The sequence below is a fragment of the Rhodoblastus sp. genome (assembly GCF_019449565.1).
GTDB lineage: Bacteria > Pseudomonadota > Alphaproteobacteria > Rhizobiales > Beijerinckiaceae > Rhodoblastus.
Map to the genome: position 1 here is coordinate 50,019 of NZ_JAGRPM010000057.1, position 12,749 is coordinate 62,767.

Here is a 12,749-nt window from a genome sequence, read left to right on the forward strand (position 1 = left end):
GCTATGATGGCGGCTGAAGGCTTGGCGCGAAGCGGCAGCGCCGGGAGCGGAAATTTGCGTCATCGTTTGTTCAAATGGCTGGGCTGGTCGAGCATCGACGCGATAGGCCGCATCGCCATGCTCACGGCCAGCACGGCGGTGCTGTCGCGCTGCCTCAGCCCCCGCGACTTCGGCGTCTCGGCCCTTATTTTGACCGTGGTGACTCTGGCGGGCGTCTTAGTCGGCGCGCCCTTCGAGGAGGCGCTGGCCCAGCGCAAGGTGCTGCGGCTCGCCCATCTGCGCGCCGCTCTCACCGCCAGCTGGCTCGCCAGCCTCGCCTGCGTCGCGCTGTCCATTCCACTCGGCCTGATGCTCGCGCGCGCCTATGACGAGCCGCAATTCGTCTGGGGGCTGCCCGTCGGCATGATCTCATGCTTTTTCTCGGGCCATTCCGACATTCTCACCGGTTTGATCCGCCGCCGCCGCCGTTTCGCCGATCTCGCCAAGGCGACCCTGCTCGGCAACGCCATCGGCATCGCCGCCTCGCTCGCCATCGCCCTCGCGGGGGGCGGCGTCTGGGCGCTGATCATGCAAAGGCTGCTGGTCTCCGTCGCCCGCGCGCTCCTGCTTCAGGCCTGGATGCGCGATGTCCTCATCCTTCCGAGCCGCTCAATCGGCCATTTGCGCGACCTCGCCCGATATGGCGGCCTCGCGCTGATCGACCGGATGATGGACAATCTGACCTTTCTCGCCTTCAACTATCTCGTCGGCGGCATTTATGGCCTGACCACGCTCGGCTATCTCAATATGGCGATGCGTCTCGTCGAGCCGATCCGCGGCGCCGTCGGCGCGACCGCCCACAACATCGCCTTCTCCTTCTTCTCCCCGTTGCAGCACGATAAGGCCCGCCTGCGCGAGCGGGCGAAATCCGTGATTTCTTACGCCTCGCTCGGAACCGCCCCGGTTTTCGTCGGCCTCGCCGCCGTCACCCCCACCCTGCTGCCGCTGATCGCCGGGCCGGGCTGGGACCAGTCGATCGACATCGGAATCTGCCTCGCGATCGGCAGCGCCATCTCCATTCCGGCGCGGTTGGTGTTCACGGCGCTGTCGGCGCGCGCGCGGCCGGAATATAGTGTGATCGCCAATGTCTCCGCTTCCGTCGTCACCATCGGCGTGACGCTCGCAGGCGTTCCGCTCGGCCCGCTCAGCGTCGGCCTTGCGCGCATCGCCGGCGACCTCGCGCAGGCGCTGATCGCCATCGGCGTGTCGTCGAACCTGCTCGACTGGAGCCGGCGCGACCGGTTTCTGGCGCTGGCCCCGGCCTGGAGCCTCGCCGCCTTGATGGGCGCCGTCGTCGTCGGCCTGCGCCACGCTTTGCCGCCCTTTGGCCAGTTGGCGCAGGTCGCGCTGCAAATCGGCGGCGGAATCGCGGCCTACAGCCTGTTCCTGGCCTTGTTCGCCCGTTCGCGCCTCAGCGGCGTGGCGGAGCTGATGGGCAAGAAGGCCGCGAAAACCTGACCTTTCGAGAGACCGAATGCCGGACGTAACGCCTTCGCCGCGCCCGCGCGCCCTGATTACCGGCTCGGGCGGATTCATCGGCTCCGCCCTGCTGGCCCCGCTCGCGGAACATTTCGACGTCAGGGCCGGCGCCCGCCGCGCCCGCCCCGATCCGCGCCCCGGCGTCACAATCGTCGCCTGCGATCTCGACGACCCCGCGCAGGTGCGCGCCGCCGTCGAGGGCGTCGATCTCGTGATTCACGCCGCCTATGGCGACGAGGGCGCCATGCCGCGTCAGGCGGAGACCCTGCTGGCCGCGATGACGCAGGCCGGGGTCGGCGCGTTGCTGGCCTTCAGTTCCGTCGCGGTCTATGGCGCGCGCGAGGGCCGCATCGTCGAAACGGATGGGCCGAAAGGCCCGCTGGCGCCCTATGCCTCGGCCAAGGCGCGCTGCGAAGAGCTTTATCGCGGCTGGAGCGCGGGGGCGGCGCCGCGGCGGGTCATAGCCTTGCGGCCCGGCATCGTCTATGGCGCCCGCAGTCCGTTCTGGGTCGAGAAAATGGCGGCGCGCATCACGTCCGGAGGCTGGGGGCTCTTTCCCAACGCCACGGGCCGCGCCGCGCTGATCCATATTGACGACCTGGCCGAACAGGCGCTGGCGGCGAGCCGCCTCCTGACCGGCCCGACCCGCGAAACACTTGCGCCTTTCTCGGCGCTCAACGCCGTCGGTCCGGAAGCCCCGCTTTGGAACACCTATTTTCAGGCCTTGGCGGAACAACTCGGCCATGCGCCGCTGCGGGAATGGTCCGAGTCCGAGACGGCTCTGCGGCAAGCCTTGGCCGTCCCGGCGAAGATCGCGCGAAAATTCGGCCTGCCCTTCGGCAAGGCGCTGGCGCTGGCGCCAACCCCGGGCGAGATCGGAATTTTCGCCCTCGACGCCGATTATCGCGGCGAGGCGGCGGAGAACCTGCTGCAGGTCGCGCCGCGCATCGGCCTGCGCGAAGGCCTGTCCCGCTGCGGGTTGTGACGGCTCAGGCGAAGCTGTAGCGCCGCGCCGCGCGGGGCGGCAAGACCAGCCGGATCGCTCCCCCGTCGGCGGGCAGTGGCCGCTCCGCAAGTTCGGCGAAGCTCCGATTAGCCTGATCGAAGCCCGCGACCCCGCGCAACGCCGGCGCGCGGCCCGAAGCGAAAGCCAATTCCAGTTGAGCTAGCTTCTCACTCCTGTTGAGCGCGACAAGGCTCAAGCGCCCCGAGGATTGGCTGCGCGCGGCGAAAACGGACACATCGGCGCCGACGCCCGCCACCGGCAAAGCCGTATCGCCGAAGCACTCGCCAGAACCATCGGGCTGGCGAAAAAGGCGATAGGCCTCGCCGATATAGCCGTCCAGCGAGCCCCAATGATTGGCGAAACCCACGCCGAAACGGCCGAAGCGCCCGAGCACATCGGCTATGGCGAGGCCGGTCGCGAGCAATCCGGCGCCGCCAAAATTGAATTCGCCGAAGGACAGCGCCGTCCCCGGATATTTCTCGTCGATGATCTGCTTGAGGCTCGGCAGCAAGGGCAGAAAAAGGCCGTCGCGCGGGCGGCAGCCTAGCGCATCCGCCACCCAGCTGTTCTCGCAGAATCCGGACTCGTCGAAGGAGCGCGGCGCGTCGAGGATCGCGCTGGCGAGCGTCGCGCCCTCGGTGCGGAAGAGATTTCCGCGCCGGTTGAACGGATACCAGTGCAGGTCGAGCGCATCGAGCAGGCGCCGTCCGGCGCGCTCGGATTCCTGGCGGAAGGCGTCGAGATAGGCGCCGAGGAAGGAGCCATGCCCCCGGTAGGCGTCCCAATCGGACGCCTTGACGAAATCGACGAATTCTGTCGCGCCCCAACTCGCCGGCCCCAGCACGATAGCGTCGGGATCTGCCGCCTTGATCGCCTTGGCGGCGCGCAGCGACCGATCGATCAGCGACTTGATCGTCACCGGCTTGCTGACGATGCGCGGGTGGGTTTCGGGCCACAGGCCCGGCTCGTTGTCGAGGTAATAGCCTCTGATCCCGCCAGAGGCCGCGCCGCCATGGCGGGCGACCAGACGTTCCAGCAAGGCGGGAATATTGACCTTATCCTCGCCTTCCGCCCGCGCGGACCAGTCGATGGGCAGGAAGCGCGCCGACGGCGCAGCCTGGGCCGGGGTCACGTCGCCATCGAAATCCGCCGCGACATAGCCCGCGAGCGGCAAGGTGAGCAGGCTGCGCGCGCCCACGCCGCGACTATTGGCGAGAAAGGCCTCGACGACGGCGGCGGGCTCCCGCCACGCCTCTTTCGGAACGTCGAGCACACCGAGCAGAAAGGCGCCATTGGCGTGGCGATAATCCTTCCCGGCATTGGTGGCATTGTTGAGCCAGTTATAGGGCGTCATCAGATTGCCGCCGAGGCGGCGAATGGTCGCCCCGGCCTTGCGATCGAAATCGACGCTCGGGCCGTTGCCGTCCATGGTCCCGATCTCGTTCGAGCCATAGATGAAGGGGTTGATCGGCATTCCGGCGGATTTGTCGTCAATGCGGATGACGCTGTCCGCCTTGGCCGGCGCGGCGGACAGCGTCAGCCCTCCGGCCGCCGCGCCTCCGCCGCATAGGCCGATGACAAGCGAGCGCCGCGAGATCCCGCCGCGACGGCTCAAGACACCAGGCCCCGCCCGTAAAGCGCGAGGCGAAAGCGTCGGGTCCAGAAAATCTTGCCGAGGCCGCCGAATGCCTTGGCCGCCATTTTTTCCCGCGCGTTTTCGCCGAAGGGCGCGCAAAGCAGCGTGGCGGCTCCGAAAGCCACAGCCTGCACCAGCCCGGCCGCCATCCAGCGCGCGAGCACCGAGACGTCGCCGGGCCGCGCCATATCCTGAACGAAGACCCGGATCTGGCCGCTCAGGAATTTGCGTTTCTTTACATAGGCCCAGGTGAGGCGGCGCGGCGGCGCCCATTCCGCCACCTTGGCGTCGGCGGCGAAATAGAAGCGCTTTCCGGCCAGAACGAGACGCTGCAGCAGCAGGGCGTCCTCCCCGCCGCTCTCGTTGAGGCTCGGATCAAAGGTGGCGCCGCCATTCAGGCAGGCGGCGCGGTCGAACAGGGAATTATTGGTGCCGAGATAAGCCGCCAGATCGGTGATCTCGGCGCCGGACGGCCGGTCGACGCGCCGCTCGAAATAGGGCGCGAAGGGGCCGATCTCGCCGGCCTCGGCGCGGGCCTCGATCGGGCCGAACACGGCGTCCGCCCGGCGCTCGCGCGCCACCAGGGCCAGCGAGGCCAGCCAGTCAGGATAAGCTTCTTCATCGTCGTCGAGAAAGGCGATCCAGCGGCCCCGCGCCGCCGCCACCCCGGCGTTGCGGGCGTTGGCGACGCCCGGACGCGGTTCGCTGATGTAATGCAGCGGAAAGGGCGACTTTTCGGCCAGACCGGCGACAAGCTCCCGGGCGTTGGCGTCCGGGGAATTGTCGACCACGATCAGTTCCGGCGCGAGGCCCTCCACCCCCCTTTGCGCCATGAGGCTGGCGAGCGCCCGCGCCAGCGGCGCCGGACGGTTGAAAGTGGGGGTGACAACGCTGATCCGATCCATTAAGATCCTCAATGTCCTATTTACGAAGACTTAAGTTACTCAATCATCACGATTACTCGGACTATGAACGCCTGCGGACTATGAATTTCTTAAGCAGCCAAAGTTAATATTTCCCCGGCGCCGCCTTTGCGTGGCAAAAGCAATAAATGGCCTCATGGGCGTCCGGAACCGGGTCGGGCGAGAGGGCTGGAACCAGATGAGCCTAGCCGAAAATTTCCTCGCCCCACCCGCTATTGGGCGGTTCGCGCGCGCAAATTGGTCCGCGCGCGCGCATGAATTTCTGCTCGTCGCCTACCTGCTTTTCACCTTCATTGGCACCCATCCGCTGGTCGGCGCGACGACGACGCCGGAGGACCGACTGGCCGGAAGTCCGCTCGACCGCCTCCTTGCGCCCGGCATGACCCTCATCGGCCTCGCCCTGATCGGGGCGCGACGCGAGGCGGCCTGGGAGGCACTTCGCGCCAACAAGCTGCTCGTCGCCGTCCTTGCGTTTTGCCAGGCGAGCATCCTGTGGTCGAACTATCCCGATCTGACCCTGCGGCGCGCGCTCGCGCTGCTTTTCATGGCGACGATCAGCCTCGGACTCGCCGCCAGCATCGACGACCTCCGCCGTTTCCACACCCGCATCTTTCAGGCGCTGACCTTCGTCATTCTGGTCAATCTGGCGGCGACGGCGCTCTGGCCCGACCTTGCCGTCACCGATATCGGGGTCGCCGGAATTTACGGCCAGAAGAACCCGGCCGGCATGGTCGCGATGATCGTCATCATCGTGTGCGTGACCTATGCCTTCGGCGCCAAAAGCGCCGGCGAGCAGTTTTTGGGCGCGCTTGGCGCCGCAATCAGCTTTTTCTTCCTCGTCATCACCCGCAGCAAGACCTCGCTCGGCCTCACCTTTCTGGCGCTTGGGGTCGGCTTTCTGTTCTGGCTCGCACAAAGGCTGGGCTTCCGTTTCGCGCTGCTGGCGCTTGCGGGGCTCACGATTGCGCTGGCGGGCTTCATCGGCCTCGTCGTCGTCAGCGATTTCGACGTCCAGCGGATTCTGGGCGCTTTCGTCACGGACACGTCCTTTACGGGCCGCGACGAATTATGGGCCTTCGCCTGGCGCTCGGCGCTCCAGAACCCTTGGCTCGGCCATGGCTATGGCGCCTTCTGGGACGTCGGCGCCGTCAATGATCCTTTGGTCAAGCTCGAACCGGGCACCTGGCTCGGCGACGTCCGCGTCGGAATCATCAACCAGGCCCATGACGGCTACCTCGAACTCTTCCTGCATATCGGCATCCCGATGACGCTGGCGGCCGTGGCCTCCGTTTTCGTCGCTCTGGGCGCGGCGACCCGGCGCGCGATCATGACGCCGGGCTTCGGCGCCCAGGCGGCCTACGCCATGATGGCGCTCAATCTCTTTCTCTATCTTTTGCACAATTTGACCGAAGCGACGCTGATGATGCGCGGCGCGCCTTTTTGCAATCTCGCGCTGCTGTTTTGCTTCGCCTGCGGACGGACCCTGCGCGACGACAGGATGATTTCCAAGAATGATTTCCGAGGATGATTTTCCAATGACCGCCGAGGCGCCTTCGCTCGCCATTGTCATCTGCACGTTCAAGAGACCGGAGCTTCTGCGCCTCTGCCTGCGCAGCATTGCGGCGCAAGGCCGGCCCGACGGCCCGCATGGCGGCGTCAAGGTCTATGTCGTCGACAATAGCGATGAAGGCGACGCGCAGGAGATTGTCAGGCAAGAGGCGACGCGGTCTCCCTGGCCACTGGTCTGGCTCGAAGCCCATCCGGCCAATATTTCCGTGGCGCGCAATGCCGGCGTCGCCGCCGGAAAGGAAGATTTCGTCGCCTTCGTGGACGACGACCAGACGCTCGATCCCGGCTGGCTCGCCGCCGTGTTTCAGGCCATCGGCGACGATCGCTTCGACGCCTGGCTCGGCCGGGTCGTCGGCCTGTTCGAGGCGCCCGAACGCACTACGCCGGCGATCTGGAACCTGTTTTCCCGCGAACTCACCGAAGATTCCGGTTTCGAGCTATTCGCCTTCGGCCCCGGGCGCAGCGCCGGCATCACGCTGGCGACCAATAATTGCGTGTTCCGGCGCGCGACCTGCCTCGATGACGCGCAGGTTTTCGATCCGAGTTTCGGCAAGGGCGGCGGCGAGGATTTCGACCTGTTCTGCCGGCTGCAAAGACGCGGCCGGCGTTTCGTCTGGCTGGCCGAGGCGACAGCGCGCGAATTCGTGCCGGCTTCGCGCTGCGACCGCGCCTATTTGCGGCGGCGTTTTTATGCCGGCGGGCAGGCCTTCGCCGAGGCCATCGCGCGCGGCGGCAGGGATCCGGGGCTGGAGCGCTGGATCATCCGGGCCAAGGCCCTTGTTCAGGCGGGTCTGCTGACGCTGGGCGCCCCCGCCGCGCTCTGGAACGGCGCCGATGCGCGGACTGATTACGTCTTCCGCTGGGCGGGCGTGCTCGGCAAGCTCTCCTTCGGCGAGACCCATCCGCTCTATCAGCAGAAATAATGGGCCGGATCAGAGCGGCGCGACCTGAACCTGCGGCAAAGGCGCGCGGCGCCCGCGCAAGAGCTTGAGCAAGGGCTTCTCCACCGCAAAATAAACCGCGACGGCGGCAAGAACCGCCACCGTCGTGGTCACCGTTGCGACGAGCAGCGGGTTCGCGCCGCCCAGCACCTTGCCGGCGGCCGAAATCACGATCGTGTGGCTGAGATAAAGCGAATAAGACGACGCGCCCAGCAGCAAGGGCCCCCGCCCGACGCGAAAGCTTTTCGCGGATGTTTCGACGCCAACGGCGCCCATGACGATCAGGAAGGCCGGAACGCCGAACAGCAACAGGCGCGCCCAGTCATTGTCGGCGGCGGGATTGGGCGCGAGCGTCAGGATCGCCGCGCCGAGAACGAGAACCGCCCAGCTAAGCGGCGCGCCCGGCCGCCATGCGCTTTCGACCCAGCGCGCGATCAGGAGTCCACCGAGAAACTCGACAAGGAGCGGATTGAAAAGTCCCAAAGCCGGCGCGCGGCGCAGAAGAGTCTCGGGAAAGAGCAGGCCAAGCAGGGGAAGCGCGACCAGCAGCGCGGCCAGCAGGCGCAAACGCCGCGCCGCAGGCAGAAAGAGCGCCAGAGCGAACAGCAGGTAGAAAAACATTTCGAAATTCAGCGTCCAGCCTTGCGCCAGCAGCGGAAACGCGGTTCCGGCGGGATCGACATGCGGGATGAAGGCGAGCGATAGCAGCACATGGCCCGGTGTCGGCGCCGCCAGATGAGGAAAGGCCGAGGGCACAACCAGCCAGGCAAACAGCAGGGCCAAGGTGAACAGGTAATAGAGCGGAACGACCCGGATGACGCGATGGCGCAGGAATTCGCCCGGCGACGGAGAACGGCGCGCGGTCGCCGCCCACATGACGAAACCACTGATGATGAAGAAGATGTCGACGCCCGCATTGCCGACGCGGAACACATTTTCCGAGCTGAAGGCATGGCTCGCCGCATGGAACAAGGTGACGAGGATCGCCGCCACGCCGCGCAGGACCTGGATCGACTCGTAAGTTCCTTTCCGCGTGCTGGCTGTCAATGCTTGGCGCCTCCTTCAAAGATGGACGGCGCCAAACTACGCCTTCAGGCAAAATTCGTCTCAAATCAGGAACAAGAAAGACGAGGCGAATTAAGATCTTGGTAAATCTTTGGAAATGCGCCGCACTCGCGGCGCTCAGGATTCGGCAAGGACCAGCGCGTCCTGATCCTGGGTCCGGGCGCGCGCGACGACGCGCCCGAGCAGGTCGAGGCGTTTTTCCATGCTCATTTTCGCGGTGGACTGGATCAGGCAAGCGACATGATGCGGCTGGAGCCCCTGTACGAAGGCCTCTTCCGCGGCGGGCGTTTCGGGTTCCTGGTCCCATATTTCGAGAACGGGCGAAACGCCGTCGGCGAAATGGCCGGCCGCCTCGACGCCCAGCGATTCCACGAACATTCCGTAAAGCGTATATTCGGAAAAATGAGGCTCGCGCGCGAGGATCTTGCGCCAATCGGCGCCGCCCACTTCCTCGATGCGCTGGATCATGCGCCGCACGATCGAACGGCGCCAGACAATGCAGATCCCGATATAATCGCCTGGAATGAAGCTTTTCGCGTCAATCCCGAGCAGGCGGCAAGCGACCTCGCGCCAGAGAATATGGGTGGCGTGGGTTTCGAGATGCGGATTGCGGTAGAAGCGGACCGCCCCATCGGGACGCATCAGCATCGCCGCCGGCAGGGGCCGGATGAACACGCCGTCGCTGTCGACATGCATCACGATTTCGGTGGGGCTCTCGGCGGCGCCGGCGATTTTCATGATCTGCTGCGCGATCCAGCCGCGCACTGGCGGGCTGTAGAGGCTGAGATAGATGTTTCGGCGCGGCAGGCGCAGCAGCCGCCGCAGGCGCGGTCCCGCCATGGGGATTTTCTTCAGCCAGCGGGGTAGCAGGTCGCTGTCCTCCGCGCCAATGGCCCGCGCCTCATTGGCGAGCGGCGCGAACAGTTCCTGATCGCGCGCGGGGACGAACAGGCGATGGCGCAGGCCGGGTGGCGCGAAACGGTCCAGGCTTTCGCACAACAGCCGGCAATATTCGAGATCGCCGCGATATGAGAGGGTGAGGATGCTCGCGTCGAGCTTGGGCGCCCCACCGCTCATGCCGCCCAATCCGCTGGCTTGATCGGCGCGAAACTCGATTGGACCGGCGCCGGGCGCGGAAAACGCTCGGGATGCTGCAACATCTCCGTCACCTCGGCGATATGCACGGCGAAATCGGCGTCGAGCCGGGCGGCGCGACTGGTGCGGATCGCGTCGGCCAGTTCAGCCACGCCGCGCGCAAAATCCATCGACGGATCGCCCCGCTTGCGCTTCATGGCCGGCGTACGGACCAGGGGCAAAGGCTTTGCCGCGCCAACGCCGCCGAAACGGCGTTCGAGATAGCGTGCCAACCGCCCCTGCGACACCGAGCGCAATTTCACCGGACAGGCGTAATCCCAGGTGTCGCGGATTTCGAGCGATCCTTCGTCGCCGATCACGCGCAGGCGGTGGTCATAGGGCGCGACCACGGAATTGGTGATGCGGGCGGTGATCCCGCCATCGAACTCCAACAGGCCGACAGAAAAATCGGGCGCCGGATGCGGCAAGGGAATGTCCGTTTGCTTGTCGGGGATCACCAAAGTTGAAAAAGCGGCGACGCGCCGCACCGGGCCGAACATCGCGCAGAGGATGGTCAGGACATAGCCCGCATGTTCGAACGTGCATCCGGTGTCGAACTCGCCGCGCGCCGGCCAGGGCTTGCCGGAGCGGCTGAGCCAGTTGCGGTAATCGGCCTTGTGGATCATGCCGTCGTCGAGTTCGGCATAGACCAGCCGGGGCGCGCCGATGGCGCCGGCGCGCAGCGCCTTCCATAGGGTCTGCGCGCTTTCGCTCAGAATATTGCAGGGCGCGGCGGACAGCCGCAGGCCCTTTGCCGCCGCCAGATCGCGCAAGTCCTTCGCCATGTCCCGCGTCATGGCCAAAGGCTTTTCCGAATAGACGTGCTTGCCCGCCTCCAGCGCGGCGCGGGTGACGGGCACGTGATTTTTTGGATCGGTGGCGTTGATCACGATCGAGACGGCGGGATCGGCGAGCAGCTCGCCGAGCGAGGCGTAGCCGCGGTCGCCCCAGCAAGCCACATAGGCCGCGAGCCGCGCCGCGTCGCGGTCGAACACGCCGCACAGGCGCAGGTCCTGCGCATGCATGGGCAGGCAGAGGCGGTAGGAATCGGCGATATAGCCGCATCCGACAATGGCGACGCCGATGGGACCAGTCATTTCGCTCCTGAGGATGCGCAAAATATTGCGCGCAAGCCTAGGCGGCCCGCCTTAACCCCCGGTTACGGCGCGGCGATCAGCCGAAGGCCGCGCGCAAAAGGTTGAGCTGGTCCTCGACCGGGCTCACCACGGGCATGGCCAACCCGGCGTCGGGATCGAGATAAAGCAGCTGGTCGAGATGGATGATGCGGGCCTGAAGGCGCAGGGATTCGCAGACCAGGTCGCGCAAATTATCCGGCAGCCGCGGAAAGACTTCCGGCGAGGACGCGGTTTCCTGATAGGACAGCTTGACCTTGCGCTTTTCCGAGGCCGCCTGATCGAGGGTCAGCTCGCCCTCATTCACCGCCCGCTGGAGCAGAAGCCAGGAGGCGAGCTGCATCAGCCGGGTCGTCAGGCGCATGCTCTCGGCGGCATAAGCGAGGGATTCTCCGCGCGGAAGGGCCTTGGCCTCTTCCCTCCCCGGCCCGTCGAGATAGGCCGCCGCCTCTTCGACCAACGTCATGCCTTCGCGGAACATGGCCTTGAAAGCTTCCGAAGCCGCCAGGCGATGCGCGAAAGAGACGGGCTCTTCGTCGGAATTCGTCCAGTTCATGCGCCCACCCCGGCCAACAACCCTTTTTTGCGGCCGCGCAATGCGAACCGCTCCTTTCGTTCGAGACAAACGAAGAATAGCGCCATTCGGCAAGCGCCGCTCAGCCAATCCGTTTTAGTGTTAATGGCGGAAAGGCGTAGGACAGCCTCTCAAGTCTTAAATCAAGTCTTGAAAAAAGCGTCGGCGGCGGCGCGCGAGGCGCTTTTTCGCTCGCGGGCCGCTTCGAGCCGGAGGATCTCCTCCTGCAGCAGCGCGATCCGTTCGGTCAGTTCATCGACCGAAAGGGCCTCGAGCGGCTCGCCGAGGCTGTGCCGGGACGGCGCCGGCTTCTTCATCGCGAAAACTTCGTCTTCGTCTCTCGCCATGTTCATCACCCTTGCCGCCGCCGAAAGGCCAAAGCGAAAATTCGACGAAATATTTGCGTTTCGCCGGCGCGCGCTCTATATTTGTGCAATTCCCGCAATGAATGAAACTTGAGGCTGTGCCTCGGCCGGGCCGGAGCGCGATGACGCGCGCCCGACGGCGGAACAAAGAGATTCGAGGAGAGACGAATGAGCAATGCACCGCTCATGCCCAAGGCCACGGCCGTCTGGCTAGTGGAAAACACCTCGCTGACTTTCGATCAGATCGCCGAATTTTGCAAATTGCATCCGCTCGAAGTCAAGGGCATCGCCGATGGCGAAGTCGCCTCCGGCATTCGCGGCCATGACCCGATCACTTCCGGCCAGCTGACCCGAGAGGAAATCGAGCGCGCCGAGAAGCGGCCCGCGCACCAGCTCAAGCTGGCGGTCACCAAGGTTCGCTTGCCCGAGGCCAAGCGGCATCGCGGTCCGCGCTACACCCCGCTGTCGCGCCGCCAGGATCGCCCCAACGCCATTCTCTGGCTGGTGCGCAACCATCCCGAGCTGAAGGACGCGCAGATCATGCGCCTCGCCGGCACCACCAAGACCACGATCGCCGCGATCCGCGACCGCACCCACTGGAACTCCGCCGCGCTCTCGCCGATGGACCCGGTGACCCTGGGCCTGTGCTCGCAGATCGACCTCGATTTCGAAGTGCAGCGCGCGGCCAAGGATCGCCCCGCTTTGGTGCAGGATCACAGCCCGACGCTCATCCCAGCCGAGGAAACCACCCAGCCCGATTTTTATGCGCCGACCTCGCATGAGGACGTCTTCGGCTCCAGCCCGAAGAAGGTGGAAGAGGAAGAGGACGACATCGACGTCGAATCCGTCTTCGGCAAGCTCAAGGACCTCAAGATCAAGGAATAA

Annotated in this window: 12 protein-coding genes; 5 read left to right on the top strand and 7 right to left on the bottom strand. The window is 65.7% G+C overall.

Annotated elements, in window-relative coordinates; all coding sequences use genetic code 11:
- Positions 1-54 precede the first annotated feature (54 nt).
- Together QZ409_RS12920 and QZ409_RS12925 are read left to right on the top strand one after the other, a co-directional pair.
- Positions 55-1,497, top strand: a complete 1,443-nt coding sequence (locus QZ409_RS12920; protein ID WP_296711835.1) for an oligosaccharide flippase family protein — start codon at positions 55-57, stop codon at positions 1,495-1,497.
- Between the two features lie 16 nt (positions 1,498-1,513).
- Positions 1,514-2,503, top strand: coding sequence for an NAD(P)-dependent oxidoreductase (locus tag QZ409_RS12925; protein ID WP_296711839.1), 990 nt, complete (start codon positions 1,514-1,516; stop codon positions 2,501-2,503).
- A gap of 4 nt (positions 2,504-2,507) precedes the next feature.
- On the opposite strand, the gene QZ409_RS12930 is transcribed toward QZ409_RS12925, so the two are convergent.
- Together QZ409_RS12930 and QZ409_RS12935 are read right to left on the bottom strand one after the other, a co-directional pair.
- The gene (locus QZ409_RS12930) at positions 2,508-4,139 is read right to left on the bottom strand and encodes a glycoside hydrolase family 44 protein (RefSeq protein WP_296711842.1); all 1,632 of its coding nucleotides are present in this window, start codon (positions 4,137-4,139) and stop codon (positions 2,508-2,510) included.
- Entirely contained in the window at positions 4,136-5,065 is a 930-nt protein-coding gene (locus QZ409_RS12935; RefSeq protein WP_296711844.1) for a glycosyltransferase family 2 protein, read from the bottom strand. The genes QZ409_RS12930 and QZ409_RS12935 overlap by 4 nt, the downstream gene beginning before the upstream one ends.
- Positions 5,066-5,261: 196 nt before the next feature.
- Here QZ409_RS12935 and QZ409_RS12940 point away from each other — a divergent pair, with 196 nt between their 5' ends.
- Together QZ409_RS12940 and QZ409_RS12945 are read left to right on the top strand one after the other, a co-directional pair.
- Positions 5,262-6,611, top strand: a complete 1,350-nt coding sequence (locus QZ409_RS12940) for an O-antigen ligase family protein (RefSeq protein WP_296711847.1) — start codon at positions 5,262-5,264, stop codon at positions 6,609-6,611.
- Between the two features lie 7 nt (positions 6,612-6,618).
- Positions 6,619-7,575, top strand: a complete 957-nt coding sequence (locus QZ409_RS12945) for a glycosyltransferase family 2 protein (RefSeq protein WP_296711851.1) — start codon at positions 6,619-6,621, stop codon at positions 7,573-7,575.
- Between the two features lie 9 nt (positions 7,576-7,584).
- On the opposite strand, the gene QZ409_RS12950 is transcribed toward QZ409_RS12945, so the two are convergent.
- The 5 genes from QZ409_RS12950 to QZ409_RS12970 all read right to left on the bottom strand — a co-directional run bounded on the left by QZ409_RS12950 (position 7,585) and on the right by QZ409_RS12970 (position 11,852).
- On the bottom strand, positions 7,585-8,640 hold the full coding sequence (locus QZ409_RS12950; protein WP_296711855.1) for an acyltransferase: 1,056 nt from the start codon (positions 8,638-8,640) through the stop codon (positions 7,585-7,587).
- A gap of 135 nt (positions 8,641-8,775) precedes the next feature.
- Positions 8,776-9,735 (bottom strand): DUF6492 family protein, encoded by a 960-nt coding sequence (locus QZ409_RS12955; RefSeq protein ID WP_296711859.1) that lies wholly within the window; start codon positions 9,733-9,735, stop codon positions 8,776-8,778.
- Complete coding sequence (locus tag QZ409_RS12960) at positions 9,732-10,889, bottom strand: Gfo/Idh/MocA family oxidoreductase (RefSeq protein WP_296711861.1); 1,158 nt, start codon at positions 10,887-10,889, stop codon at positions 9,732-9,734. The genes QZ409_RS12955 and QZ409_RS12960 overlap by 4 nt, the downstream gene beginning before the upstream one ends.
- A gap of 76 nt (positions 10,890-10,965) precedes the next feature.
- Positions 10,966-11,481, bottom strand: coding sequence for a DUF1465 family protein (locus QZ409_RS12965; RefSeq protein WP_296711865.1), 516 nt, complete (start codon positions 11,479-11,481; stop codon positions 10,966-10,968).
- Between the two features lie 161 nt (positions 11,482-11,642).
- Positions 11,643-11,852, bottom strand: a complete 210-nt coding sequence (locus QZ409_RS12970) for a DUF1192 domain-containing protein (protein WP_296711868.1) — start codon at positions 11,850-11,852, stop codon at positions 11,643-11,645.
- Between the two features lie 180 nt (positions 11,853-12,032).
- Between QZ409_RS12970 and QZ409_RS12975 the strand changes: the two genes are divergently transcribed.
- The gene (locus QZ409_RS12975) at positions 12,033-12,749 is read left to right on the top strand and encodes a cell cycle transcriptional regulator TrcR (RefSeq protein WP_296711871.1); all 717 of its coding nucleotides are present in this window, start codon (positions 12,033-12,035) and stop codon (positions 12,747-12,749) included.

Excerpts from the sequence above, each read along its gene's own strand:
- QZ409_RS12925 (WP_296711839.1), top strand. The coding sequence starts at position 1,514 with ATGCCGGACGTAACGCCTTCGCCGCGCCCGCGCGCCCTGATTACCGGC.
- QZ409_RS12935 (WP_296711844.1), bottom strand. The coding sequence starts at position 5,065 with ATGGATCGGATCAGCGTTGTCACCCCCACTTTCAACCGTCCGGCGCCG.
- QZ409_RS12940 (WP_296711847.1), top strand. The coding sequence starts at position 5,262 with ATGAGCCTAGCCGAAAATTTCCTCGCCCCACCCGCTATTGGGCGGTTC.
- QZ409_RS12945 (WP_296711851.1), top strand. The coding sequence starts at position 6,619 with ATGACCGCCGAGGCGCCTTCGCTCGCCATTGTCATCTGCACGTTCAAG.
- QZ409_RS12955 (WP_296711859.1), bottom strand. The coding sequence starts at position 9,735 with ATGAGCGGTGGGGCGCCCAAGCTCGACGCGAGCATCCTCACCCTCTCA.
- QZ409_RS12960 (WP_296711861.1), bottom strand. The coding sequence starts at position 10,889 with ATGACTGGTCCCATCGGCGTCGCCATTGTCGGATGCGGCTATATCGCC.
- QZ409_RS12965 (WP_296711865.1), bottom strand. The coding sequence starts at position 11,481 with ATGAACTGGACGAATTCCGACGAAGAGCCCGTCTCTTTCGCGCATCGC.
- QZ409_RS12970 (WP_296711868.1), bottom strand. The coding sequence starts at position 11,852 with ATGAACATGGCGAGAGACGAAGACGAAGTTTTCGCGATGAAGAAGCCG.
- QZ409_RS12975 (WP_296711871.1), top strand. The coding sequence starts at position 12,033 with ATGAGCAATGCACCGCTCATGCCCAAGGCCACGGCCGTCTGGCTAGTG.